The organism is Klebsiella oxytoca, from assembly GCF_009707385.1.
Classification (GTDB): Bacteria; Pseudomonadota; Gammaproteobacteria; order Enterobacterales; family Enterobacteriaceae; genus Klebsiella; species Klebsiella oxytoca_C.
In genome coordinates, this window is sequence record NZ_CP046115.1 from 4,169,209 (window position 1) to 4,194,812 (window position 25,604).

Below are 25,604 nucleotides of genomic sequence, written 5' to 3' on the forward strand. Positions count from 1 at the left end.
GGCATTGAGCAATAGCGGCCCGACGCTCTCGCCGGGCCGTAGCGGAAACGCTAGATATGCAGTTCTTGCAGTTTTTCTTTCGGCAGCGCCAGCTCGTCGTTGCTGTTGACACGGACATCGCGCTCAATAATATGGCGAGCGATTTCCTGGGCTTCTTCCAGCGAGTGCATGGTATAGGTTCCGCACTGGTATACGTTCAGCTCCGGGATCTGGTTCTGATCTTTCACCTTCAGCACATCGGCCATCGCCGCTTTCCAGGCATCCGCGACGCGCTGCTCGTCCGGCGTACCGATCAGGCTCATATAGAACCCGGTACGGCAGCCCATCGGAGAGATATCGATAATTTCCACACCATTACCGTTCAGGTGATCGCGCATAAAGCCGGCAAACAGATGCTCAAGGGTGTGAATGCCTCTTTCCGGCATTACTTCCTGATTTGGCACGCAGAATCGCAGATCGAAAACGGTGATTTCATCGCCGTGAGGCGTGTTCATTTTCTTCGCGACACGCACCGCAGGCGCTTCCATTCGGGTATGGTCGACTGTGAAACTATCTAACAACGGCATTCTTCACCTCCGATAGTGATTTTTTTAAAAATAAAATGAACTCTTTTTGAGGCCGCGAGTCTGAATATATGAAAGACGCGCATTTATTATCATCATCATCCCTGAATCAGAGATGAAAGTTTGGCCACAGTGATGTGGCCGTTTTCTTTTTTACCGCTCGTAAAGCTAAGCGTGCCTTGCCAGCAGCGCTTCAAACGACTCGCTATCCGCTGCTTCCACTTTCTTCTGACGCTGTACCGACGCCTCACGCTCGGCGACAAAATCCTCTTCGCGTAAAATTTCCAGCGGCTCCTCGCGCAGCATCGTCCGGTATTGCTCGGCCAGCTCTCTGCCGGTACCGCCAATCCCCTCTTCAAGCATAGAACGCAGAATGCGCGCCGAGAAGGTTAATTCCGGATTATCAAAGCAGGCGACCAGCTCATCGCAGGCCTGCTGATAGGCCTGACAACCGTGGATGCTATCCAGGGTTTGCGCCACGCGGCGTAAATCACGGAACAGATCCTTACCCACCTGAGCCAGCGGGAACTGAGCGGTTTCGCAGCCAATCCCCAGCGTCAGGCCCGGCTTACGGCCTTCGAGAATCACGCGGTTCCAGTTGGTGCGCGTACACAGCAGCTCGTCGCTGCTCATTTCCGGCGCGTCGGCCAGCACGCACCAGACCATAAACAGATCGAGGAAACGTACCTGCTGCTCGTCTACGCCAATCGGTGAGAACGGGTTGATGTCCAGAGAGCGAACTTCAATATACTCAATGCCGCCGCGCAGCAGCGCGTCGGACGGCGTTTCGCCGCTGCGGGTTACGCGTTTCGGGCGAATCGGCGCGTACAGCTCGTTTTCGATCTGCAGTACGTTGCTGTTGATTTGCAGACGCTTGCCGTCTTTCTCCAGTCCGATATTTTCATACTCTTCGGAAGGCGTTTTTATCGCCCGCTTCAATCCTGCCACATACTCGTACAGATCGTTAAACGTAATTCCGAGATTGCTTTGCGACTTATTGGTATAGCCCAGATCGCTCAGGCGCAAAGAGGTCGCATAAGGCAGGTAGTACATGCCGTTGCTGGCTTTCTCAAACGGCAGCGTCGTTGGCTTCCCTTGCAGGAACGACGAGCATATTGCCGGAGAGGCGCCAAACAGATATGGAATAACCCAGCCAAAACGGTAGTAGTTACGAATGGAACGGAAATAGCCTGCTGAAATCGCTTCTTTACCGCTTTCAGCATCCTCAACGCCGCACTTAGCCTGCCAGAAAGCCATCGGTAAAGAGAAATTAAAGTGCACGCCGGAGATGGTTTGCATTAGCGCGCCGTAGCGATTCTTCAGCCCTTCGCGATACAGCGTCTTCAGACGACCGATATTTGAGGTGCCATACTGTGCCAGTTCAATATCCTGGCCGGGCGCGATGTAGCAAGGCATGCTCAGCGGCCACATCCTCTCGTCGCCAATATGGCGTGCGGTATAGCGATGAACATCGCGCATAAAGGTGAGCATATGCTGGATATCGCCATCAACCGGCGTAATAAATTCCAGCAAAGCTTCAGCAAAATCGGTGGTAATCCATTTATGAGTCAGCGCTGAGCCCAGCGCTTCCGGATGACCGGTAGTAGCCAGCGTGCCGTCAGCATTAACGCGCAGCGTTTCGCGCTCAAGACCACGTTGAATACCCTGCAGCGCCTGCGGATTTTTTTCCAGCCAGGCCAGCGCCTGTGATACGTCCGGGATCAATTTGACCTCCCGCCTGTCGAAATCGTTTGAATTAGCATAATTGTAATGGTTGAACAATCAGTCCAATTAGTGCCACCACGTCATGCCCTGAAGCGTTATCGCCGCAACGACGATATAGCGTAATGCTTTGCCAAGGCATAAAAAAAAGAGCACTGGTCCCCAGGAAATGCGCATCCATCCCGCCAGTAAACACAGCAAATCGCCTATAACAGGCGCCCAGCTTAATAATAGCGTCACCGCGCCGTAGCGTCTTAGCCAGCCGGATGCCTTCTCCTGCCAGCGCGATGTTTTGCGCAGCGGAAACAGGCGCCCCAGAATAACGTTAGTTACCCCTCCAAGGCTATTACCGATTATTGCTATTAAAACCAGTAACCATGGCTGGCTAACCCCCGCCAGCAGCATGGCAATCAGCACCACCTCCGAGTTACCAGGAAGCAGCGTTGCGCTCAAAAAGCTGCTGGCAAACAGCGATATCAGCGACAGCGAGTCGCTCACAGCAATCGCACGTCCACGGCATCCATTCCGGCGCGCTTCGCCGCCTGCAGACCAAAGTCCGCATCTTCAAAGACCACGCATTTCTCCGCCGCTACGCCCATGCGCTCGGCGCAAAGTAAGAAAGTATCGGGCGCGGGTTTGTGGTTGGCGACATGATCGGCGGCTACCACCGCCGAAAAATAGTGACGCAAGCCCAGATGAGCCAGCAGCGCTTCGGCAACGGCGCTCTCGCTACCGGTACCCACCGACATCGGACGACGACCGTGCCACTCCTTAACCACCTCAATCAGCGGCAAAGGACGAACGCTATCAAGCAGCATCGCTTTCACGGCGTCGGTTTTTTCTTCTGCCAGACGATGAGGATCTAAATCAGCGTGATTTAATTCGATAATAGCCTGTGCGATCCGCCAGGTTGGAGAACCATTAAGCGCGACCATCGCCTGCATATCAAAACGCATACCGTAACGTCCAAGCACCTCGTCCCATGCCTTACGATGCGTCGGCTCGGTATCGAGGATCGTGCCATCCATATCAAAAATCAGTCCTGCGTAACGTTCGTACATCGTCTTCTCATCAACCGGTTAAGAAGGTGTTACTGTAACGCAAAAGGCCTGGTTTGTCGCTGCCAGAGGTAGATGCAACAAGGGCGCCCTGTGGCGCCCTTCTAAATCTCAATGTGGTCTGGTGCGTTTATTTGATTCTCAAATCGTTCTCAACTACGCGAACGCCCTGCACCTTGCGCGTTACTTCTACCGCACGTTTGGCGCTGTCAGCGGATGAGACGAAGCCGCTGAGCTGTACACGACCTTTAAAGGTCTGGACGCTAATCTCCGAAGACTTAATCTCTTTGTCATTGAAGAGCGCCGTTTTTACTTTGGTGGTAACGACGGTATCATCAATATATCCACCGGTACTTTCCTTTGTGGCCGAACCTGCGCAACCCGCAAGCGATACGGCAACCAGAAGCGTCGCGCCAAACGCGGAAATTGCTTTGAACCATTTCATGGATTTCTCTCCTTGCACTTTTTTCACCCCGAATCAGGTCAGTATACTGGGATAAATTATAGTGGAAAGAGCGAGTTGCCAACGGAAAAAGTACTGAGAAGATAGTGAATTATTGCGTTTAAAATGCCTGAGGAAAAAGGAAGAGCAGAAGATGATTGCATTGGAGTATGGTGCATCCGGGAGGATGACTCGCCTTACGGCTCGCCCTTCGGGCCGTTGCTAAAGCAACGTTATCCTTCCTGGTGCTGGCGATTGTCTCGCAGACCATGCAACGACAGTGTTGCTACTATCGCGGAGAATATGGTGCATCCGGGAGGATTCGAACCTCCGACCGCTCGGTTCGTAGCCGAGTACTCTATCCAGCTGAGCTACGGATGCATCGGGAGACTTACTTTACTGCTGATATTGATACCGCTACTCAAACCGTATCAAGTAAGATGGTGCATCCGGGAGGATGACTCGCCTTATGGCTCGCCCTTCGGGCCGTTGCTAAAGCAACGTTATCCTTCCTGATGCTGGCGATTGTCTCGCAGACCATGCAACGACAGTGTTGCTACTATCGCGGAGAATATGGTGCATCCGGGAGGATTCGAACCTCCGACCGCTCGGTTCGTAGCCGAGTACTCTATCCAGCTGAGCTACGGATGCATCGGGAGACTTGCTTTACTGCTGATATTGATACCGCTACTAAAGCCATATCAAGTAAGATGGTGCATCCGGGAGGATGACTCGCCTTATGGCTCGCCCTTCGGGCCGTTGCTAAAGCAACGTTATCCTTCCTAGTGCTTGCGGCTACTACCGCCATCTCGTCCACTCCTTCATTGCTGAAAGCGCGGAGAATATGGTGCATCCGGGAGGATTCGAACCTCCGACCGCTCGGTTCGTAGCCGAGTACTCTATCCAGCTGAGCTACGGATGCATCGGGAAACTTACTTTACTGCAGATTTTGATACTGCTGCTAAAGCCGTATCAAGTAAGATGGTGCATCCGGGAGGATTCGAACCTCCGACCGCTCGGTTCGTAGCCGAGTACTCTATCCAGCTGAGCTACGGATGCAAAATGGCGGTGAGGCGGGGATTCGAACCCCGGATGCAGCTTTTGACCGCATACTCCCTTAGCAGGGGAGCGCCTTCAGCCTCTCGGCCACCTCACCACACGCCTCTTACGAGTGCTTCGAAGAACTTGTTTCTGCTCTTCGTCGCTGCGATGGCGCACATATTACTTTCTGGTACTTATAAGTCAAACCTTTTTTCGAGACCTTTTTTTCGTTTGCACACTTACCGCGCAATTAGCCTGTGAAAACGACAAAAAGAGTATTTTATCAACAAGAAATTGGCGATTACGTCACTGCTAACGTAAAAGAAAGCTGTCGCGGATGCTTGATAATAGATAAAAAAGAGAAGCTGTCGGAGAGAAAAAGTGGAAAAAACGGCAGGTGGAAGGATGCGCCTCACAAAATAGCGAGGCGCGAAAACCTTAGTAACTGGACTGCTGGGATTTTTCAGCCTGGATACGCTGGTAGATCTCTTCACGGTGGACAGAAACTTCTTTAGGGGCATTTACGCCAATACGAACCTGGTTACCCTTTACCCCTAAAACTGTCACAGTGACCTCATCTCCAATCATGAGGGTCTCACCAACTCGACGAGTCAGAATCAGCATTCTTTGCTCCTTGAAAGATTAAAAGAGTCGGGTCTCTCGTATCCCGGCATTATCCATCATATAACGCCAAAAAGTAAGCGATGACAAACACCCTACGGTGTAAGCAGTCACGGCATCACATTCTGTTAAACCTAAGTTTAGCCGATATACACAACTTCAACCCGACTTTATCGTTATCGGTACTTCTCGCGCAAGATGCTGTAATCCGAGAATCACAGCATCTATGCGATTATAGTTATTACAGTTTTGCGCTTACCCAGCCTTTCACACTGGCCAACGCAGCAGGGAGAGCAGACGCATCGGTACCGCCGGCTTGCGCCATATCCGGACGACCGCCCCCTTTACCGCCCACCTGCTGGGCGACCATACCAACCAGCTCCCCTGCTTTCACGCGGTCTGTCACATCCTTAGACACACCTGCAATCAGAGAAACCTTACCTTCTGCGACCGTGGCTAACACGACAACCGTTGAACCCAGCTGGTTTTTCAGATCGTCAACCATAGTACGCAGCATTTTCGGCTCAACGCCGGCCAGCTCGCTGACCAGCAGCTTAACGCCGTTAATCTCTTCTGCCTTACTGGAGAGATTTGCACTCTCCTGCGCGGCAGCCTGTTCTTTCAGCTGCTGCAGCTCTTTTTCCAACTGGCGCGTACGCTCTAACGCGGCGCGCACTTTGTCGCCGAGGCTATGGGTATCCCCTTTCAGCAGTTGCGCAATATCGCCCAGCAGATCGCTTTGCGCGTGCAGCACAGCCATCGCGCCTTCACCGGTGACGGCTTCGATACGGCGTACGCCTGCTGCGGTACCGGATTCAGACGTAATGCGGAACAGGCCAATATCACCGGTACGCGCAGCGTGAGTACCGCCGCAGAGTTCGGTGGAGAAATCACCCATGCTCAGCACGCGAACGCGGTCATCGTACTTCTCGCCAAACAGCGCCATCGCGCCTGATTCACGAGCGGCATCAATATCCATGATATTGGTTTCGATTGGCAGGTTACGACGAATTTGCGCGTTCACCAGATCTTCTACCGCACGGATCTCCTCCGGCTTCATCGCTTCAAAATGCGAGAAGTCGAAGCGTAACGCTTTGTCGTTAACCAGAGAACCTTTCTGCGCGACGTGCGTACCGAGAACCTGGCGCAGCGCCGCATGCATCAGGTGCGTAGCGGAGTGGTTCAGGCGGATACGCTGGCGACGAGCCTGATCGACGTCAGCCTGTACGGCGTCGCCGATCTTCAGCGAACCGCTGGTCAGTTTACCAATATGACCGATTGCCTGACCGTACTTCTGTGCGTCATTGACCTGGAAGGAGAATCCAGCACCTTTCAGTTCGCCTTTGTCGCCCACCTGGCCGCCGGATTCCGCATAGAACGGAGTCTGGTCGAGGATCACAACCGCATCCTGGCCCGCGCTTACGCTATCGACCGCTTTACCGTCGATAAACAGCGCGGTCACTTTGCCGTTCAGCTCAAGGCTGTCGTAGCCTTTAAATTCAGATGCGCTATCTACGCGGATCATCGCATTGTAGTCTGCGCCAAAGCCGCTGGATTCGCGCGCGCGACGGCGCTGCTCTTCCATCGCTGCTTCAAAGCCCGCTTCATCAACTTTGATGTTGCGCTCGCGACAAACGTCCGCGGTCAGATCAACCGGGAAGCCGTAGGTATCGTACAGGCGGAAAGCGGTTTCGCCATCCAGCGTGTCGCCCTGCAGTTTAGCCAGTTCTTCATCCAGCAGCGCCAGTCCGCGCTCCAGAGTACGGGCGAACTGCTCTTCTTCAGTTTTCAACACCTGCTCAACCTGAGCCTGCTGCTGTTTCAGCTCTTCACCGGCAGAGCCCATCACTTCAATCAGCGGGGCAACCAGTTTCCAGAAGAAGGTATCCTTCGCGCCCAGCATGTTGCCGTGACGAATGGCGCGACGAATGATGCGGCGCAGCACGTAGCCGCGGTTTTCATTCGACGGAATAACGCCATCGGCAATCAAGAACGCGCAGGAACGAATGTGGTCGGCGATAACGCGCAGCGACTTGTTAGACAAATCTGTCGCACCGGTGACGCTAGCCACGCTCTTAATCAGATCGCGGAACAGATCGATATCGTAGTTGGAGTTAACGTGTTGCAGAACTGCGGCAATACGCTCCAGGCCCATACCGGTATCAACGGACGGCTTCGGCAGCGGCTCCATAGTCCCGTCAGCCTGACGGTTGAACTGCATAAAGACGATGTTCCAGATCTCAATATAGCGGTCGCCATCTTCTTCCGGAGTTCCCGGAGGGCCCCCCCAGATGTGGTCACCATGATCAAAGAAGATTTCGGTGCATGGACCGCACGGCCCGGTATCGCCCATTTGCCAGAAGTTATCGGAAGCAAACGGTGCGCCTTTGTTGTCGCCGATGCGGATAATACGCTCACGCGGTACGCCAACTTCATTTGCCCAGATGTCGAACGCTTCGTCATCGGTTTCGTAGACGGTCACCCACAGTTTTTCTTTCGGCAGGGCGAACCAGTTTTCACCGGTCAGCAGTTCCCATGCGTATTTGATGGCGTCCTGTTTGAAGTAATCGCCAAAGCTGAAGTTACCCAGCATTTCAAAGAAGGTGTGGTGACGCGCGGTGTAACCGACGTTTTCCAGATCGTTGTGCTTACCACCCGCACGAACGCAACGCTGCGCGGTGGTCGCGCGCGAATAATTACGTTTGTCGAGACCAAGGAAAACATCCTTGAACTGGTTCATCCCGGCGTTGGTAAACAGCAGGGTCGGGTCGTTATGCGGCACCAGGGAGCTGCTCGCAACTACCTGATGTCCCTTACTATGGAAAAAGTCGAGAAACGCCTGACGGATCTCAGCGGTGCTCTTGCTCATAATTATCCTGAAATCAAGCTAACGAAATGTCGCTGGCAGCCACTACCCAGTTTCGACCGGCAGGCTACTCACGAAAATAAAGTGGGGATAAGATAAGTTTTCTTCACGGGGAAGTAAAATCCCGGATGGGTCAATCTGCAAAATTTCGCCAGATTTCCTGGATATCCTCCATCAGATAGCCGCGGTAGAGCAGAAAGCGCTGAATTTTGACTTTTTCTGTAAATGCGACAGGTAGAGGTTCGCCATATTTTCGCTGTGCCTGCTCTCTGGCAAGCCGGGCCCAGTCAATTTCGCACTCAAACATTGCTCGCTCTATCGTCTCACGCGAAATTCCCTTTTGCTTTAGCTCCTGGCGGACGCGCGCCGGGCCGTATCCCTTGCGGCTACGGCTGGTAATAAACTGGCGAACAAAGCGATCGTCGTCCAGATAACGGTTATCAATACACCATTCAACAACTTTATCGACCTCTTCCGGCGTCACATTTAGCGCTTCAGGACCGTTCTTACTCATAACCGGCGCTGCCAGTTTGCGCCTTAGTTCCTGTTCGCTGTGATCGCGCATAGCCAGAATGCGGATCGCGCGATCCAGCAGTCGGGCATAGTCAGAGCAACGGGGTGAAGTTTCAGTCACGGGAAGCCTCGCGAGTCAAAAAGCAAAAGGGCCGCATAAGCGGCCCCTTGTTTATCTGTGCAGACGATATCAGAAATCTTGTTCGGTTTCTTCTTCGCTGTTGCCATCAACAACGAAGTCCGGGGTGGAGTCCTGATTGCTCAGCAGAAGTTCACGAACTTTCTTTTCGATCTCTTTTGCCGCAGCCGGGTTTTCTTTCAGCCAGGAGATGGCATTCGCTTTACCCTGACCAATTTTATCGCCGTTGTAGCTATACCAGGCACCCGCTTTCTCAATCAGCTTCTCTTTCACGCCCAGGTCAACCAGCTCGCCGAAGAAGTTAATACCTTCGCCGTAAAGAATCTGGAATTCAGCCTGTTTAAACGGCGCAGCGATTTTGTTTTTCACCACTTTAACGCGGGTTTCGCTGCCGACGACGTTGTCGCCCTCTTTCACCGCACCGATGCGACGGATATCCAGGCGCACGGAAGCATAGAATTTCAGCGCGTTACCGCCGGTAGTGGTTTCAGGGTTACCGAACATCACACCAATTTTCATACGAATCTGGTTGATGAAGATCAGCAGCGTGTTGGACTGCTTCAGGTTACCTGCCAGTTTACGCATCGCCTGGCTCATCATACGCGCCGCGAGGCCCATGTGAGAGTCGCCGATTTCGCCTTCGATTTCCGCTTTCGGCGTCAGCGCCGCGACGGAGTCAACAACGATAACGTCTACCGCACCGGAACGCGCCAGCGCGTCACAGATTTCCAGAGCCTGTTCGCCGGTATCCGGCTGGGAGCACAGCAGGTTGTCGATATCCACGCCCAGCTTGCGAGCGTAAACCGGATCCAGCGCGTGTTCCGCATCGATAAACGCACAGGTTTTGCCTTCGCGCTGTGCGGCGGCGATAACCTGCAGAGTCAACGTCGTTTTACCGGAAGACTCAGGCCCGTAGATCTCGACGATACGGCCCATCGGCAGACCGCCTGCGCCCAGAGCGATATCAAGGGAAAGCGAGCCGGTGGAGATAGTTTCCACATCCATGGAACGGTCTTCACCCAGGCGCATGATGGAGCCTTTACCGAATTGTTTTTCGATCTGGCCCAGTGCTGCCGCCAACGCTTTCTGTTTGTTTTCGTCGATAGCCATTATTACTCCTCTCATGCCGGGTGTAACCGGGTGGTAAATTCTGTTCTGTTGAGGCAATTATACTGTATAGTCATACAGTATCAAGTATTTTGTAGAAATTGTTGCCAGAGGAGGTTTAGCGCATAGGTAGTGGCCTGACGGCGCACCGACTCACGGTCTCCGGCGAAGCATTCGCGCCGGGTTACGCCCTGTCCGCTGGCGCTGGCTACGCCAAACCACACGGTACCAACCGGCTTTTCCGCGCTGCCGCCATCCGGCCCGGCAATGCCGCTGACCGAAATCGCGTAATCCGCACGGGCCGCACGCAGCGCGCCAATCGCCATCTCAACCACAACCAGCTCGCTCACCGCGCCATGCTCAAGCAGCGTCGCTTCGCTGACGCCGATCATCTGCGATTTCGCTTCATTACTGTAAGTCACGAAGCCGCGTTCAAACCATGCCGAACTGCCGGCAATATCGGTAAGGGTTTTGGCGACCCAGCCGCCGGTACAGGACTCCGCCGTGGTCACCGTCGCGCCGCGTGCTTTCAGCGCCAGCCCCACCAGCTCGCTCAGCTGCATCAATTCCGAATCTGTCATTCGTCGCCCCACATAAGCTTTATAAAGAGGCCATCAAAGATAGCACTTTCAGCAGAGATATGGGGATGGGGTCGCGAATTTACGAGCGGGCTTCCTAAAAACATCAACCATGGCCGACGCGGCATTTTCACATAGCCAGCGGGCATCAGCAGTGCCGTCATTCACAGCATATGAAGAGTTAAACGTACATGTCGTTTCGAACGCGGGGCATAGACCTGTGGCCTCTCATTAACCAAGAAATAAAGCAGATAACCGGCCCATAGCGGGCCGGATTCAGTTATTTCATGCTCGCCGCAATAAGCTCCACGTTGTGTCGCAGCATTTTCACGTAGCTGTCCGCTGCGCCGCCTGGTTTTGAGAGCGCTTCAGGATAGAGTTCCCCTCCCGGCTGCGCGCCCGTTGCGCTGGCAATCTGCCTGACCAGTCGTGGATCGAGCTGATTTTCCATAAACCAGGTGTGTACATCATCGGCTTTAATTTGTTTGATTAATGCCGCCACCTGCGCCGCGCTGGCTTCACTTTCTGAAGACAGTCCCTGCGGAGCGAGGAAGGTCACGCCATAGGCACGGCCAAAGTAGCCAAAGGCGTCATGGCTGGTCAGCACTTTACGTTTTGCCTGCGGGATCGCGCTGAACTGACCTTTCGCCCAGCTATCAAGCGCGTTGAGCTGGTCGATATAGCGCCTACCGGAAGCCACCAGCGCCGCCTTATCATTCGGGTCAGCTTTAACCAGGCCGTTGAGGATATTCTGCGCATACCGCGCGCCGTTGGCGGCGCTGTTCCAGGCATGCGGATCGGTTACCGTTGCGCCATCTTCTTCAAGCATGTGGGTTTTAACCCCTCTGGAAGCCACCACCAGCTCGCCTTTAAAACCGGATGCCTTAATCAACCTGTCCAGCCAGCCCTCCAGCCCCAGACCGTTGACCACCACCACATCGGCTTTGCTCAGCAGCGCGCTATCTTTCGGCGAGGGCTCGAAGGTATGCGGATCGCCGTCCGGCCCCACCAGCGTATCTACGTGCACATATTCTCCGCCAATCTGCTGCACCATATCGCCCAATACGGAAAAACTACTCACCACGTTTAGCGTTTTCGCCATCGCCCCTTGCGATGCCAGCCCCAACGCCAGCGCCAGCCATATCCCGGTACGTTTCATCATTGTCCTTACCCCATTAAGTTACGCCAGCCAACAACCAGCCGACTGCGCGAGCCCAAAATCACCGATCCAAAAAAGACGCCGCTGGCGGTCAGCACAATCGCGGGCCCGGCAGGCAAATTTGCCGCCCACGACAGGCTCAGTCCCATCCATGCGCAAAAACTACCGAGCAGCGCCGCCAGCAGCAGAATGCCCGGCAGCGTCCGCGCCCAGCAGCGCGCCGCTACCGCTGGCAGCATCATGACGCCTACCGCCATTAGCGTGCCGAGCACCTGAAATCCCGCCACCAGATTGAGCACCAGCAAAACGAGAAACAGGCCGTGCAGCAGTGCGGGTAATCTGCGTGAGTTCACCTGGAGCCAGACGCTATCGAAGGCTTCGCTGACCAGGCCGCGATAAAACAGAGCGATGCAGATCAGCGTCAGGCTGGCCACGCCCGTCACGAACGCCGCCGAATCGCTATCTACCGCCAGAATCGAGCCAAACAACAGATGCAGCAGGTCGACGTTAGAACCACGCAGCGAAACCAGCGTGACGCCCAGCGCCAGAGAGCCGAGATAAAATCCGGCAAAGCTGGCATCCTCTTTTAAAGGCGTACGCCGACTGACCCACCCCGCTACCAGCGCCACCGCAATCCCGGCGATAAAACCACCAACGGTCATCGCCAGCAGCGACATCCCGTTAAGCAGGTAGCCCGCCGCCACGCCGGGCAAAATGGCATGTGAAAGCGCGTCGCCCATCAGGCTCATGCGTCGTAGCAGTAAGAAGACGCCGAGTATGGTGCTGCTCAGGGATAACGCCAGGCACACCACCAGCGCCCGGCGCATGAAGCCAAATTCGATAAAGGGCTGAAAAAAGGTATGCCAGATCATGCCATCCTCGCGGAATGAAATGCGGGCAGAACCTCAGAAGTTCGGCCCCAGTGGACGCGTTCAGTCGTCAGCAGCATTGTTTTCGGGAAATAGTCGGCGACCCGCCGGTTATCGTGCAGCACCGCCAGGATCGTTTGCCCCTGCTGATGCATTTCCAGAATCAGGTTCATCAGCTCGCAGCTGGTTGCTTCGTCAATGCCGGTAAACGGCTCGTCGAGCATCACCAGCGGCGCGCCTTGCACCATTACTCGCGCGAACAGCATGCGCTGAAACTGGCCGCCGGAGAGCTCTTCAATCGGCATTTTCGCCATCGATAGCAGCCCCACCCGCTCCAGAGAGGCCCGGATACGAAGGCGACTGTCTCTCCTGAGCCCTCGCAGCAGCGATACCTGCGGCCAGGCTCCCTGGCTGACAACATCCTGCACCGTTAGCGGAAACTGCGACTCCAGCGCGTGTCGCTGCGCCAGCCAGCCGATAACCGGCCGGCCGTTGCGCCAGGACAGACGCCCGTTTACCGGTGGAATAAACCCGGCCAGGGTCTTCAACAGCGTCGATTTACCGCAGCCATTAAGGCCGACGATTGCCGTCATGCTGCCCGTCTCAATCGTGCCGCTAAGCGACGGCGCGATCGCCAGCCCTTCATAACCAGCTACCAGATGATCGAGCTTAATCATGGCAGCGATACCGCCCACCAGGTTGCCAGCCACAGCGCGGCCAGCACTACGCTGGCCATCGCCAACCGGCCGATACCTGAAGTCATCAATAAGGAAGTCAATGTTTACGCCTCAATAAAACGTTATAACATAACAATATTAAAAGAAGCGTAGATTGTAAATTGGCGTCAACAAAAGGAAATGCTGCAAAATGTTACAGACTCCTCTCCGGACGGAGAGGAGCGCAGAAGACGGGATTACTGCATGCGGGCCTGTGAAACCGCCAGCCCCAGCTGCCAGACGGCCATTGCGTAATGGGTGCTGTGATTATAGCGGGTGATGGTGTAGAAGTTCGGCAGGCCGTACCAGTACTGGTAACCGGTGCCAATATCCAGCCGCAGCAGGCTCGCCTGCTGATGGTTACCCAGCGGCTGAGTCGGTGTTAATCCTGCCGCCGCCAGCTGCGAGACGCTGTATTTGGTTTTGAAACCATTGTTCAGCCCCGGCGCCTGGCCCATCGCCTGCACCGCCACCACATCGCCGCTCACCCAGCCGTGCTGCTTGAAGTAGTTAGCCACGCTGCCGATGGCATCAACCGGGTCCCACAGGTTGATATGACCGTCGCCGTTAAAGTCTACCGCATACTGTTTATATGAAGAGGGCATAAACTGACCGTAGCCCATCGCGCCGGCGAAGGACCCCTTCAGATCCAGCGGGTCATCCTGTTCGCTGCGCGCCATCAGCAGGAATGTTTCCAGCTCGCCGGAGAAGTACTCCGCGCGGCGCGGATAGTTAAACGACAGCGTCGCCAGCGCGTCCAGGATGCGGGTTTTGCCCATCACCCGGCCCCAGCGGGTCTCGACGCCAATAATCCCCACAATAATTTCCGGCGGCACGCCGTAAACCTGATACGCGCGGTTAAGCGCATCCTGATACTGATTCCAGAACGCCACGCCGTTCTGCACGTTATCCGGGGTAATAAACTGTTTTTTGTAGCGCAGCCAGGCGCCGTTTGGCCCCGACGGCGGCAGCCCGGTCGGCGCCTGGCGGTCCATCAGACGCAGCACGTAGTCCAGCCGTTTGGCCTGCGAGAGGATTTCATGCAGCTGCTGTCGGTCAAAGCTGTGCTTGCTCACCATTTTGTCGATGAACTGTTCTGCGGCCGGGTTATTGGCGAAATCGCCGCTCATCTCCATCACGTTATGCTGCGGTTCGAGTAAAAAACCGCCCGTGCCGCTCGCCATTTCCTTTTCCGCAGGCGTTTGAGGTTTGCTGCTGCAGGCAGCGAGAAAAATGCACAAAGGGAGTAGAGCCAGATAACGACGCTTCAACATGGGACATCCATTTAACTAATCGGCAAGGGGTAATTATGGTAAAGCATGCGCCCGCTCACAAGGAAGCGGCGGCGACGTAAATTGTTTTTTATTGCCATTTTTTCCTCGCTCTCTGCCATATCTATCGTTCACCTCAGCCATTATCTTTCAAAATAAAATATTTATCTTTCATCTTGCGATCAATATAACAATTTTAAACCTTTTAAAATGATTAAAATTAGCTGCCAGTTAGCAAGAAAAATAACATGCTGAAGGAGAGAACTAATGATTGAAGTCGTTACCCACGGCGCCGAATGGTTTATCGGCCTGTTTCAGAAGGGAGGCGAGGTGTTTACCGGGATGGTTACCGGGATCCTGCCTTTGCTGATCAGTTTGCTGGTGATCATGAACGCGCTGATCAACTTTATCGGTCAGCAGCGGATCGAAAAGCTGGCGCAGCGCTGCGCCGGTAATCCAATCTCCCGCTACCTGCTGCTGCCCTGCATCGGCACTTTCGTGTTTTGCAACCCTATGACCCTGAGCCTTGGGCGCTTTATGCCCGAGAAATACAAACCCAGCTACTACGCGGCGGCCTCCTACAGCTGCCACTCGATGAACGGCCTGTTCCCGCATATCAACCCCGGAGAACTGTTCGTCTATCTGGGGATCGCCAACGGGCTGACCACTCTCGGCCTGCCTCTGGGACCACTGGCGGTGAGCTATCTGCTGGTTGGCCTGGTCACTAACTTCTTCCGCGGTTGGGTGACCGACCTGACCACATCGATTTTTGAGAAAAAAATGGCTATCCAGCTTGAGCAGAAAGTTCATCTGTCAGGAGCGACATCATGACGCGTATTCGCATTGAAAAAGGCACCGGCGGCTGGGGCGGCCCGCTCGAACTGGACGCCGTTGCCGGTAAAAAAATCGTCTATATCACCGCGGGCACCCGCCCGGCGATCGTCGATAAAATTGCCCACCTCACCGGCTGGCAGGCGGTCGATGGCTTTAAAGAGGGAGAACCGCCGGAAGCGGAAATCGGCGTGGCGATTATCGACTGCGGCGGCACCCTGCGCTGCGGTATCTACCCGAAACGCCGCATCCCGACCATTAATATTCACGCGACCGGCAAATCAGGTCCGCTGGCGCAGTATATCGTCGAAGACATTTATGTTTCCGGCGTCAAAGAGGAGAACATTTTCGCGCTGGAAGAGGGTCACTCCCCTGCCCCACAGGCCGCACCGGCCCAGTCTGCGCCTCGTGAATATGACACCAGCAAGAAGATAACCGAGCAGAGCGACGGCCTGCTGGCAAAAGTCGGCATGGGGATGGGCTCCGTCGTGGCGGTGCTGTTCCAGGCCGGACGCGACACTATCGATACGGTGCTGAAAACTATTCTGCCGTTTATGGCCTTCGTCTCGGCGCTGATCGGCATCATCATGGCCTCCGGTATCGGCGACTGGATTGCCCACGGTCTGGCGCCGCTCGCCAGCCATCCGCTGGGCCTCGTCACCCTGGCACTCATCTGTTCTTTCCCGCTGCTGTCGCCGTTTCTCGGCCCCGGCGCGGTCATCGCCCAGGTTATCGGCGTGCTGATTGGCGTGCAGATTGGTCTTGGCAATATTCCGCCGCATCTCGCGCTACCCGCGCTGTTCGCCATCAACGCCCAGGCCGCCTGCGACTTTATCCCGGTAGGCCTGTCGCTGGCAGAAGCGCGACAGGACACGGTGCGCGTCGGCGTGCCGTCGGTGCTGGTAAGCCGCTTCCTGACCGGCGCACCAACGGTGCTGATCGCCTGGTTCGTTTCCGGATTTATTTACCAATAAGAGGTTCCTGAAGATGACCGTGATTTACCAGACCACCATTACGCACATCGGCGCCAGCGCGACGATGGCGCTGGAAGAGCAGATGCTGATCACCTTCCGCGAAGGCGCGCCGGCCGATATCGAAGAGTACTGCTTTATTCACAACCACGGCGAGCTGTCCGGCGCGCTGGTGCCGGGCGCTGAACTGCAGCTTGGCGAACAGCGCTATCCGGTCACCGCCGTCGGCGAGGTCGCCGAGCAGAACCTGCGCGAGCTGGGCCATATCACGCTGCGCTTTGACGGCCACCGCGAAGCGGAATTCCCCGGCACCGTCCACGTGGCGGGCCCGGTGCCGGAAGCTATCGCCGCCGGCTGCGTTCTGAAATTTGTTGCTTAAGTTGTAAGGAGAAAATTATGAATCAGGTTGCTGTTGTCATCGGTGGGGGACAAACCTTAGGGGAGTTTCTGTGTCGCGGACTGGCCGCAGAAGGCTATCGCGTCGCGGTTGTCGATATTCAGAGCGATAAAGCGACCCGCGTCGCCCAGGCTATTAACGCTGAATATGGTGAAGGAACGGCTTACGGCTTCGGCGCGGACGCCACCAGCGAAGCCAGCGTGGTCGCCCTTGCCCGCGGGGTGGACGAAATATTTTCCCGCGTCGATCTGCTGGTCTATAGCGCCGGGATCGCTAAAGCGGCCTTTATCAGCGATTTCGCGCTGGGGGATTTCGACCGTTCGCTGCAGGTGAATCTGGTGGGCTACTTCCTCTGCGCCCGCGAGTTCTCTCGTCTGATGATCCGCGACGGCATCAAAGGCCGCATCATCCAGATCAACTCGAAATCCGGCAAAGTAGGCAGCAAGCATAACTCCGGCTATAGCGCGGCGAAGTTCGGCGGCGTGGGGCTGACGCAGTCGCTGGCGCTGGATCTCGCAGAGTATGGGATTACCGTGCATTCCCTGATGCTGGGCAACCTGCTGAAGTCGCCGATGTTCCAGTCGCTGCTGCCGCAGTACGCCACCAAGCTGGGGATTGCCGAGGACGAAGTAGAGCAGTATTACATCGATAAAGTGCCGTTGAAGCGCGGCTGCGATTACCAGGACGTGCTAAACGTGCTGATGTTTTACGCCAGCCCGCAGGCGTCGTACTGCACCGGCCAGTCCATTAACGTCACCGGCGGGCAGGTGATGTTTTAAACCAGAGGTCCCGGATTGCGCTGCGCTTATCCGGGCTACAAAACCGGCACCCCACGCCGATCCATAGCCCGGGTAAGGCGTACGCGCCGCGACCCGGGTTCTTCCTGACCGTCTGCGCAGTTGGCGGTTTAGTAGCCCGGACAGGCGCAACGCGCCGCCTCCGGGGGAGTTTTCCCACACTCTAAGGAGATTTTATGGTTACCGCACTCATTACCGTCGCCGCCATCGCCTGGATAACCCAGCTCGCTTTTGGCGGCTGGCAAATCCGCCAGTTCAATCGCGCGTTCGATCGGCTATGTCAGCAGGGAAGAGTTGGCGTCGGGCGCTCATCGGGACGCTTCAAGCCGCGTGCCGTCATCGCCATCGCCGTCGACGAAAACGACCGCATTCGCGATACGCTGCTCATGAAAGGTCTTACCGTCTTCGCCAGGCCGCAAAAAATTCCCGCCCTCAACGGCAAACATATCGAGGAATTGCAACCTGATGTGATCTTTCCCCATGATCCGCTCTGTCAGAATGCTCTATTATTAGCGCTTAATCCGAAACATGGATAATTTCGTTGTGAACGTTAATATCTTGCGAAATTATCATTTCGAAACTTTAAACGCAGGATACAACGCCTATGAAACCACGTCAGCGCCAGGCAGCCATTCTCGAGCACCTGCAATCGCAGGGCAAATGCTCGGTCGAAGAGCTGGCGCAACACTTCGACACCACCGGCACCACCATCCGTAAGGATCTGGTGATCCTTGAGAATGCCGGCACCGTAATCCGCACTTACGGCGGCGTGGTGTTAAATAAGGATGAGGCCGATCCGCCCATCGACCACAAGACGCTGATTAACACTCACAAAAAAGAGCGGATTGCCGAAGCCGCGGTCAGCTTCATTCACGATGGCGACTCGATCATTCTTGACGCCGGCAGCACCGTGCTGCAAATGGTGCCGATGCTTAGCCGCTTCAATAACATCACCGTGATGACCAACAGCCTGCATATTGTCAACGCTCTCTCCGAGCTGGATAACGAACAAACTATTCTGATGCCGGGCGGCACTTTTCGTAAAAAATCGGCCTCTTTTCACGGCCAGCTGGCGGAAAACGCCTTTGAACAATTCAGCTTCGATCGCCTGTTTATGGGCACCGACGGAATTGACTTAATCGCCGGGGTCACCACCTTTAATGAGGTTTATACGGTCAGCAAAGCGATGTGCAATGCCGCCCGCGAAGTTATCCTGATGGCCGACTCGTCGAAGTTTGGCCGCAAAAGCCCTAATATCGTCTGCGGCCTGGAGAGCGTAGACAAATTGATTACCGATGCCGATATCAGCCCGGAATTTAAGCAGGCGCTGGAAGCAAAAGGCATCGAAGTCATTATTACTGGAGAAGATCATGAGTAACTTTCTGTTAGAAGCCGGACGCCAGACCCTGATGCTGGAGCTTCAGGAGGCGAGCCGCCTGCCTGAACGCCTGGGCGACGACTTCATCCGCGCGGCGGAGACCATCATCCACTGCGAGGGCAAACTGGTCGTCTCCGGTATTGGCAAATCGGGTCATATTGGTAAAAAGCTGGCCGCCACCTTCGCCAGCACCGGCACCCCGGCATTTTTTGTTCACCCGGCGGAAGCGCTGCACGGCGACCTCGGAATGCTCGATAGCCGCGACGTGATGCTGTTTATCTCCTATTCCGGCAGCGCCAAAGAGCTGGATCTGATCGTCCCGCGGCTGGAAGAAAAATCTATTCCGCTGCTGGCGATGACCGGTAAATCCACCTCACCGCTGGCGCTGGCAGCCAAAGCGGTGCTCGATATCGCCGTCGAGCGTGAAGCCTGCCCGATGCACCTCGCGCCGACTTCCAGCACCGTCAACACGCTGATGCTCGGCGACGCGCTGGCGATGGCGGTGATGCAGGCCCGCGGCTTTAATGAAGAAGATTTTGCCCGTTCGCATCCGGCTGGCGCGCTGGGCGCGCGGCTGCTGAATAAAGTTCACCACCTGATGCGCCGCGACGGCGACGTGCCGCGCGTGGCCAACGACACCAGCGTCATGGACGCGATGCTCGAACTCAGCCGCACCGGCCTGGGGCTGGTCGCCGTTTGCGATGAGCGCAATCATGTGCAGGGCGTCTTTACCGACGGCGACCTGCGCCGCTGGCTGGTAGGCGGCGGCAGCTTACAGGATATCGTCAGCCAGGCGATGACCCGCAACGGCGTCACTCTGCAAGCGGAAAGCCGTGCGATAGAAGCCAAAGAGCGCCTGATGAAGCATAAAATCAGCGCCGCGCCGGTGGTGGATGAAAACGGCCTGCTGGTCGGCGCGATTAACCTGCAGAACTTTTATCAGGCCGGGATCCTTTAAGCCCAAGACGCTTCGCCAGCCGGTGCAGGTTGGCGACGTCAAGATCCAGCGCGCGAGCGGTAGCGGCCCAGTTTCGGTTGTTCTCCGCCAGCGCTCTGGCGATCGCTTCACGCTGGAACGTCTCTGTCGCCTCGCGCAGGCTTACCGCTCCCGCCGCTGGCTGCGGGCTGACGTTCGGTAAGGTCGGCATTTCCGCGGCAAACTGAAAATGCTGCGGCTCCAGCAGCACCTCATTACCCACCTGCGTCGCCCGCGCCAGCACCACCGCCCGATGAATGGCATGTTCCAGCTCGCGCACGTTACCCGGCCATGACCAGGCCAGCAGCCTGACGCGCGTCGCCTCGCTTAAAATCACCTGCGACAGCCCCATACGTAAACGACACTGCTCGCAGAAATAGCCCGCCAGCAGCACGACGTCATTTTCCCGCTCGCGCAGCGCCGGGACCGACAGCGGAAACACGCTCAGGCGATGATAGAGGTCGGCGCGAAAACGCCCCTCCACCACCTCCTGACGCAGGTCGCGGTTGGTCGCCGCCAGCACCCGCACATCCACCCGCAGGTTGCGATCGTCGCCGACGCGCTGAATATCGCCATATTGCAGCACCCGCAGCAGCTTGGCCTGCAGCGCCAGCGAAAGTTCGCCAATCTCATCAAGGAATAGCGTCCCGTTATCCGCCATTTCAAACTTGCCGCTGCGGTTGCTTATCGCCCCGGTAAACGCTCCTTTGACGTGACCAAACAGTTCACTCTCCGCCACGCTCTCCGGCAGAGCCGCGCAGTTAAGATAGACCAGCGGATTGGCCGCCCGCGGCGATCCCTGATGCACCGCCTTCGCCACCAGCTCTTTGCCAGTGCCGGTCTCCCCGCTAATCAGGACGTTCAGGTCGGAAGCGGCGACGATATCGATCTCTTTTTTCAGCTGCAGCATCGGCGCCGACAGGCCAATGATCTCCTGACGTTCGGATACCGGATAAACGATGGCCTGCTCCGGCAGCACGTTTTGATTCTCCAGTCGGGCAATCAGCAGCGCGTTATTGAGCGCCCCGGCCACCAGAGCGGCTATCAGGCGCAGCTCCTCGTCGCTAAAGCTGTCGAAGCGGTCCGCATCCATCCCGTCGAGGGTAAGCGCGCCGATCAGGGTTTGCCCGGCAAACAGCGGCAGGCCGACGCAGGCGTGCACCTTCAGGCTCTCCTGACCGGGGATCAGCCCATCGTAAGGGTCCGGCAGACTGCTGTCCGCCGGGAAGCGTACCACGTCCCCCGCCCGGGCAATCGCCTCCAGCCGCGGGTGCCCCTCAAGGGCAAAGCGCCGCCCGAGCACGTCCTGGGCCAGGCCATCGATCGCCAGCGGCACAAACTGATGCGCCTCGTAGCGCAGCAGCGCCGACGCATCGCAGCCGAGAATCTGCCGCAAAGTGGTAATCAGACGCGAGAAGCGGTCGGCGTGTCCGAGATCGCTTTGTAAATCAATGGCGATTTTCGCCAGGGCCTCGACGGTGAAACTCATTATCGCCCCATAGTCATTTTGACAATCAATATAGTCATATCGACTATTTTATACATTGTCATTTTGACATCAATAAATATAAATAAAAACATTAAATCATTATAATTCAATTAATTAAAAACATGGCACGTAACTTGATATAGACAAAATATCTTATTTGAAAACGCTGTGTTAATTGAGGTGGTTATGTCCATTCTGGTTAAAAATAATATTCATTGGGTTGGCCAACGCGACTGGGAAGTACGTGATTTCCACGGTACTGAATACAAAACGCTGCGCGGCAGCAGCTACAACAGCTATCTCATCCGGGAAGAAAAAAACGTGCTGATTGATACCGTCGATCATAAATTCAGCCGTGAATTCGTGCAGAACCTGCGCGGCGAAATCGACCTCGCCGATATTGATTACATCATTATTAACCACGCCGAAGAGGATCACGCCGGCGCGCTCACCGAACTGATGACGCAGATCCCGGATACCCCAATCTACTGTACCGCCAACGCCATCGACTCCATCACCGGCCATCATCATCATCCGGAGTGGAACTTTAAGGTGGTGAAAACCGGCGACAGCCTGGATATCGGCAACGGCAAGCAGCTGATCTTCGTCGAAACTCCGATGCTGCACTGGCCGGATAGCATGATGACCTACATGACCGGCGACGCGGTGCTGTTCAGCAACGACGCCTTCGGCCAGCACTACTGCGATGAGCATCTGTTTAATGATGAAGTTGACCAGGTTGAGCTTTATGAGCAGTGCCAGCGCTACTACGCCAACATCCTGACCCCGTTCAGCCGCCTGGTGACGCCGAAAATCACCGAGATCCTCGACTTTAACCTGCCGGTAGATATGATTGCCACCTCCCACGGCGTGGTCTGGCGCGATAACCCGACACAAATTGTCGAAAAATATCTCGAGTGGGCGGCGGATTATCAGGAAGACCGCATCACCATTTTCTACGACACCATGTCCAACAACACCCGCATGATGGCCGATGCGATCGCTCAGGGCATTACCGACGTGGATCCGCGGGTGGCGGTGAAAATCTTTAACGTCGCCCGCAGCGATAAAAACGACATTCTGACCAACGTATTCCGCTCGAAAGGCATACTGGTCGGCACCTCCACCATGAATAACGTGATGATGCCGAAAATCGCCGGACTGGTGGAGGAGATGACCGGTCTGCGTTTCCGCAACAAACACGCCAGCGCCTTCGGCTCCCACGGCTGGAGCGGCGGCGCGGTTGACCGCCTGTCCACGCGCTTACAGGATGCGGGCTTTGAAATGTCCCTGAGCCTGAAGGCCAAATGGCGTCCTGACCTCAACGCGCTGGAGCTGTGCCGCGAACACGGTCGTGAAATCGCCCGTCAGTGGGCCCTCTCCCCGCTGCCGCTGAGCCAGGAGAAAAAAGCGCTGCCGGAAGCAACGCCCTGCACAGCGGCGGCCGATCTCGGCCCAAAAATGCAGTGTAGCGTTTGCCAGTGGATTTATGACCCCGAACAGGGCGAGCCGAACCAGGATGTCCAGCCGGGTACGCCATGGAGCGAAGTTCCGGATAACTTCCTCTGTCCTGAATGTTCTCTGGGTAAAGATGTATTTGACGTTCTGGCATCGGAGGCAAAATGAGTGATGGTATCGTCATCATCGGCTCGGGCTTCGCGGCCCGTCAGCTGGTAAAAAATATTCGCAAGAAGGACCCGGACATCCCGCTGACCCTGATCGCCGCCGACAGCATGGATGAGTACAACAAACCGGATCTCAGCCATGTGGTCAGTCTCGGGCAGAAGGCCGACGACCTGACCCTGCAAACGGCGGGTGAGTTTGCCGAGCAGTACAATCTGCGCCTGTTTCCGCATACCTGGGTCAGCGATATCGACGCTGAGAATCAGCGGGTGAAGAGCCAGGAGCGCGAGTGGAGTTATGACAAACTGGTACTGGCCACCGGCGCGACGCCGTTTATTCCGCCGGTGCCGGGACGCGAGCTGATGCTGACTCTGAATAGCCAGCGAGAATACGGCGCGGCGCAAAGCCAGCTGCGCGATGCAAAAAGAGTGCTGATCGTTGGCGGCGGGCTGATTGGCTGCGAGCTGGCGATGGATTTCTGCCGCGCCGGCAAAGCGGTGACGGTCGTGGATAACTCCGCCAGCGTGCTGTCGGCGCTGATGCCGCTGGAAGCCAGCAGTCGACTGCAGCATCGTCTGACCGACATGGGCGTGCATCTGATGCTGAAGACTCAGTTGGAAAGCCTGGAGCAGAGCGCCGACGGGATTCGCGTCACCCTCGATCGTCAGCGTACGGTGACGGTTGATGCGGTCGTCGCCGCCGCCGGCCTGCGTCCGGAAACGGCGCTGGCGCGGCATGCGGGTCTGAGAATTAATCGCGGCGTGGTGGTCAACAGCCAGCTGCAAACCAGCCATCCGGCGATTTACGCCCTCGGCGACTGCGCGGAAATCAACGGTATGGTGTTGCCGTTTCTGCAGCCGATTCTGCTAAGCGCCATGAGCCTCGGTAAAACTCTGCTGGGCCAGCGGAGCGATCTGAAGCTGCCGCCGATGCTGGTGAAGGTGAAGACGCCGGATTTACCGCTGCACCTGGCGGGCGATACCCGACGCGAGGATCTGACGTGGAATATCGTTGCCGCCAAAGACGGTCTGATGGCGAAAGGGGTGGATAGTGAAAATCAGCTGCGCGCCTTTGTGGTCAGCGAGGATCGGATGAAAGACGCCTTTGCGCTGCTTAAACAGCTGGTGAGTTAACCTCAATGAAATGAGGTTATTCCCGGGTCGCGGCGTAAACGCCTTACCCGGGCTGCCCAATCTGCGAGGCGCCCGGGTCTGGTAGCCCGGCTAAGCGCAGCGCGAGCCGGGAAAATGCCCAATTACCGCGCCACTCCTGTAGCCCGGGCAGGCGCTTTGCGCCTCCCCCGGGAGAAAACGTGCGGCGCATGGCGGACATTCCAGGAGGCGAGCGCTCTCTCTTCCCGGGTCGCGGCGTAAACGCCTTACCCGGGCTACCCAATCTGCGAGGCGCCCGGGTCTGGTAGCCCGGCTAAGCGCAGCGCGAGCCGGGGAGATACCCAACCTACCGCGCCAGATTATCGTATCCGCGCCAGCGGTAGTTGAGCACCGACAGCACCCAGCAGGCAACGAACAGCCCCACCACCACAAAACCGGCGTCGCCGAGATGGTCGTTCAATGCGCCGACCCAGCGCCAGACCCCGCCGCTCAGGGAAAACTTATCCATCAACAGCCCCAGCGCCTCCAGACCGCCGATAAACAGCGCCACCACCACCGAGGTGCCGGTAATGGTCATATTGTAATAGAGCTTACGCTGCGGCTTACTGAACGCCCAGCCGTAGGCGCCGACCATCAGCACGTTATCGAGCGTATCCACCAGCGCCATCCCGCTGGCGAACAGCGCCGGAAAAATCATAATCGACCAAATCGACATCCCGCTCGACGCGCTGGCGGCAGAAATGCCCAGCACGCCGATTTCCGTCGCCGTATCAAAACCGAGGCCAAACAGAAACCCCACCAGGTACATCTGCCAGCTGCGGCTAATCAGGCGGAAGGTCTTAGCGAACAGCCAGCTCATCATGCCGCCGCCGATCGCAACCTCATCGCTCACCTTTTCGCCCTGCTTCCACGCCCGAAAGCTGCGCCAGACGCTGCGCAGAATAACCAGGTTGATAAACGCCATCGCCAGCAAAAACAGCGCCGATACGGCGGTGCCGATGACGCTGCCGGTCTCGTGAAACCAGCTCATCTGCTGGCCGAAGGCGGTAGCGGTCGCGGCAATCGCCGCCGAAGCAAGCACCACAATCGACGAATGCCCCAGAGAGAACCATACGCCGACGGCAAAAGGCCGTTTCCCCTGCTGCATCATTTTGCGGGTGACGTTATCGATCGCCGCAATATGGTCGGCATCCACCGCGTGGCGCAGGCCGTAGCCCCAGGCCAGCAGGCTGGCGGCCATCAGCGCGCCGCTGCCGCCGAATGCGGCAAACGCCCAGCCCCACGCCAGCAAATTGGCGGCAATTAATGCCAGCACCAGCGCCGCTGCGCGCGGCTGCTGACGTAAAATCGTCACTATCATGTCGG

Annotated in this window: 25 protein-coding genes and 5 tRNA genes; 9 read left to right on the forward strand and 21 right to left on the reverse strand. The window is 56.4% G+C overall.

Annotation, left to right across the window (positions count from 1 at the left end):
• Nucleotides 1-50: 50 nt before the first annotated feature.
• The 19 genes from luxS to mltB all read right to left on the reverse strand — a co-directional run bounded on the left by luxS (nucleotide 51) and on the right by mltB (nucleotide 14,668).
• Entirely contained in the window at nucleotides 51-566 is a 516-nt protein-coding gene (gene luxS / locus GJ746_RS19400; protein WP_004104795.1) for an S-ribosylhomocysteine lyase, read from the reverse strand.
• Nucleotides 567-731: 165 nt separating this feature from the next.
• A complete protein-coding gene (gene gshA, locus GJ746_RS19405; protein WP_154681654.1) occupies nucleotides 732-2,288 on the reverse strand; it encodes a glutamate--cysteine ligase in 1,557 nt (518 codons plus the stop codon).
• Between the two features lie 66 nt (nucleotides 2,289-2,354).
• The gene (locus GJ746_RS19410; RefSeq protein WP_064397948.1) at nucleotides 2,355-2,783 is read right to left on the reverse strand and encodes a YqaA family protein; all 429 of its coding nucleotides are present in this window, start codon (nucleotides 2,781-2,783) and stop codon (nucleotides 2,355-2,357) included.
• A complete protein-coding gene (gene yqaB / locus GJ746_RS19415; RefSeq protein WP_154681655.1) occupies nucleotides 2,780-3,346 on the reverse strand; it encodes a fructose-1-phosphate/6-phosphogluconate phosphatase in 567 nt (188 codons plus the stop codon). Before yqaB ends, GJ746_RS19410 begins: the two co-directional genes overlap by 4 nt.
• 127 nt (nucleotides 3,347-3,473) lie before the next feature.
• Nucleotides 3,474-3,788, reverse strand: a complete 315-nt coding sequence (locus tag GJ746_RS19420) for a BON domain-containing protein (protein WP_154681656.1) — start codon at nucleotides 3,786-3,788, stop codon at nucleotides 3,474-3,476.
• Between the two features lie 301 nt (nucleotides 3,789-4,089).
• Nucleotides 4,090-4,166 (reverse strand) — tRNA-Arg (locus tag GJ746_RS19425).
• Between the two features lie 193 nt (nucleotides 4,167-4,359).
• A tRNA-Arg gene (locus GJ746_RS19430) sits at nucleotides 4,360-4,436 on the reverse strand.
• A gap of 194 nt (nucleotides 4,437-4,630) precedes the next feature.
• Nucleotides 4,631-4,707, reverse strand: a tRNA-Arg gene (locus GJ746_RS19435).
• A gap of 60 nt (nucleotides 4,708-4,767) precedes the next feature.
• Nucleotides 4,768-4,844: transfer RNA gene (locus GJ746_RS19440), tRNA-Arg, on the reverse strand.
• Nucleotides 4,845-4,848: 4 nt separating this feature from the next.
• Nucleotides 4,849-4,941, reverse strand: a tRNA-Ser gene (locus GJ746_RS19445).
• Between the two features lie 323 nt (nucleotides 4,942-5,264).
• The gene (gene csrA, locus GJ746_RS19450) at nucleotides 5,265-5,450 is read right to left on the reverse strand and encodes a carbon storage regulator CsrA (RefSeq protein ID WP_000906486.1); all 186 of its coding nucleotides are present in this window, start codon (nucleotides 5,448-5,450) and stop codon (nucleotides 5,265-5,267) included.
• A gap of 238 nt (nucleotides 5,451-5,688) precedes the next feature.
• A complete protein-coding gene (gene alaS / locus GJ746_RS19455; protein ID WP_154681657.1) occupies nucleotides 5,689-8,316 on the reverse strand; it encodes an alanine--tRNA ligase in 2,628 nt (875 codons plus the stop codon).
• A 130-nt stretch (nucleotides 8,317-8,446) separates the two neighbouring features.
• On the reverse strand, nucleotides 8,447-8,947 hold the full coding sequence (gene recX / locus GJ746_RS19460) for a recombination regulator RecX (protein WP_154681658.1): 501 nt from the start codon (nucleotides 8,945-8,947) through the stop codon (nucleotides 8,447-8,449).
• Nucleotides 8,948-9,016: 69 nt separating this feature from the next.
• Complete coding sequence (recA, locus tag GJ746_RS19465) at nucleotides 9,017-10,075, reverse strand: recombinase RecA (RefSeq protein WP_154681659.1); 1,059 nt, start codon at nucleotides 10,073-10,075, stop codon at nucleotides 9,017-9,019.
• Between the two features lie 80 nt (nucleotides 10,076-10,155).
• Complete coding sequence (gene pncC, locus GJ746_RS19470; protein WP_154681660.1) at nucleotides 10,156-10,653, reverse strand: nicotinamide-nucleotide amidase; 498 nt, start codon at nucleotides 10,651-10,653, stop codon at nucleotides 10,156-10,158.
• A 277-nt stretch (nucleotides 10,654-10,930) separates the two neighbouring features.
• Nucleotides 10,931-11,809, reverse strand: coding sequence for a metal ABC transporter substrate-binding protein (locus tag GJ746_RS19475; RefSeq protein WP_154682780.1), 879 nt, complete (start codon nucleotides 11,807-11,809; stop codon nucleotides 10,931-10,933).
• A gap of 8 nt (nucleotides 11,810-11,817) precedes the next feature.
• Nucleotides 11,818-12,681 (reverse strand): metal ABC transporter permease, encoded by an 864-nt coding sequence (locus tag GJ746_RS19480; protein WP_154681661.1) that lies wholly within the window; start codon nucleotides 12,679-12,681, stop codon nucleotides 11,818-11,820.
• Complete coding sequence (locus GJ746_RS19485) at nucleotides 12,678-13,388, reverse strand: metal ABC transporter ATP-binding protein (protein ID WP_195908757.1); 711 nt, start codon at nucleotides 13,386-13,388, stop codon at nucleotides 12,678-12,680. The genes GJ746_RS19480 and GJ746_RS19485 overlap by 4 nt, the downstream gene beginning before the upstream one ends.
• Nucleotides 13,389-13,591: 203 nt before the next feature.
• Nucleotides 13,592-14,668, reverse strand: a complete 1,077-nt coding sequence (mltB, locus tag GJ746_RS19490; RefSeq protein WP_154681663.1) for a lytic murein transglycosylase B — start codon at nucleotides 14,666-14,668, stop codon at nucleotides 13,592-13,594.
• Between the two features lie 264 nt (nucleotides 14,669-14,932).
• On the opposite strand from mltB, the gene srlA reads away from it, so the two are divergent.
• The 7 genes from srlA to gutQ all read left to right on the forward strand — a co-directional run bounded on the left by srlA (nucleotide 14,933) and on the right by gutQ (nucleotide 19,997).
• Nucleotides 14,933-15,496: a PTS glucitol/sorbitol transporter subunit IIC gene (gene srlA, locus GJ746_RS19495; RefSeq protein WP_004104818.1), complete on the forward strand. Its 564-nt coding sequence runs from the start codon at nucleotides 14,933-14,935 to the stop codon at nucleotides 15,494-15,496.
• The gene (locus tag GJ746_RS19500; RefSeq protein ID WP_154681664.1) at nucleotides 15,493-16,470 is read left to right on the forward strand and encodes a PTS glucitol/sorbitol transporter subunit IIB; all 978 of its coding nucleotides are present in this window, start codon (nucleotides 15,493-15,495) and stop codon (nucleotides 16,468-16,470) included. The genes srlA and GJ746_RS19500 overlap by 4 nt, the downstream gene beginning before the upstream one ends.
• A gap of 13 nt (nucleotides 16,471-16,483) precedes the next feature.
• Nucleotides 16,484-16,846: a PTS glucitol/sorbitol transporter subunit IIA gene (gene srlB / locus GJ746_RS19505; protein WP_154681665.1), complete on the forward strand. Its 363-nt coding sequence runs from the start codon at nucleotides 16,484-16,486 to the stop codon at nucleotides 16,844-16,846.
• A gap of 17 nt (nucleotides 16,847-16,863) precedes the next feature.
• Entirely contained in the window at nucleotides 16,864-17,643 is a 780-nt protein-coding gene (srlD, locus tag GJ746_RS19510) for a sorbitol-6-phosphate dehydrogenase (RefSeq protein ID WP_154681666.1), read from the forward strand.
• A 194-nt stretch (nucleotides 17,644-17,837) separates the two neighbouring features.
• Nucleotides 17,838-18,197: a transcriptional regulator GutM gene (gene gutM / locus GJ746_RS19515; RefSeq protein ID WP_154681667.1), complete on the forward strand. Its 360-nt coding sequence runs from the start codon at nucleotides 17,838-17,840 to the stop codon at nucleotides 18,195-18,197.
• 68 nt (nucleotides 18,198-18,265) lie between these two features.
• Nucleotides 18,266-19,039, forward strand: a complete 774-nt coding sequence (gene srlR, locus GJ746_RS19520; protein ID WP_154681668.1) for a glucitol operon DNA-binding transcriptional repressor SrlR — start codon at nucleotides 18,266-18,268, stop codon at nucleotides 19,037-19,039.
• Complete coding sequence (gutQ, locus tag GJ746_RS19525; protein ID WP_154681669.1) at nucleotides 19,032-19,997, forward strand: arabinose-5-phosphate isomerase GutQ; 966 nt, start codon at nucleotides 19,032-19,034, stop codon at nucleotides 19,995-19,997. Before srlR ends, gutQ begins: the two co-directional genes overlap by 8 nt.
• Here gutQ and norR read toward each other — a convergent pair.
• A complete protein-coding gene (norR, locus tag GJ746_RS19530) occupies nucleotides 19,960-21,504 on the reverse strand; it encodes a nitric oxide reductase transcriptional regulator NorR (protein WP_154681670.1) in 1,545 nt (514 codons plus the stop codon). The two genes, gutQ and norR, sit on opposite strands and share 38 nt — an antisense overlap.
• A gap of 186 nt (nucleotides 21,505-21,690) precedes the next feature.
• Between norR and norV the strand changes: the two genes are divergently transcribed.
• Complete coding sequence (gene norV / locus GJ746_RS19535) at nucleotides 21,691-23,130, forward strand: anaerobic nitric oxide reductase flavorubredoxin (protein WP_154681671.1); 1,440 nt, start codon at nucleotides 21,691-21,693, stop codon at nucleotides 23,128-23,130.
• Nucleotides 23,127-24,260, forward strand: a complete 1,134-nt coding sequence (gene norW, locus GJ746_RS19540; protein ID WP_154681672.1) for an NADH:flavorubredoxin reductase NorW — start codon at nucleotides 23,127-23,129, stop codon at nucleotides 24,258-24,260. The genes norV and norW overlap by 4 nt, the downstream gene beginning before the upstream one ends.
• Before the next feature lie 325 nt (nucleotides 24,261-24,585).
• On the opposite strand, the gene GJ746_RS19545 is transcribed toward norW, so the two are convergent.
• Complete coding sequence (locus tag GJ746_RS19545) at nucleotides 24,586-25,599, reverse strand: HoxN/HupN/NixA family nickel/cobalt transporter (RefSeq protein WP_154681673.1); 1,014 nt, start codon at nucleotides 25,597-25,599, stop codon at nucleotides 24,586-24,588.
• Nucleotides 25,600-25,604 lie beyond the last annotated feature (5 nt).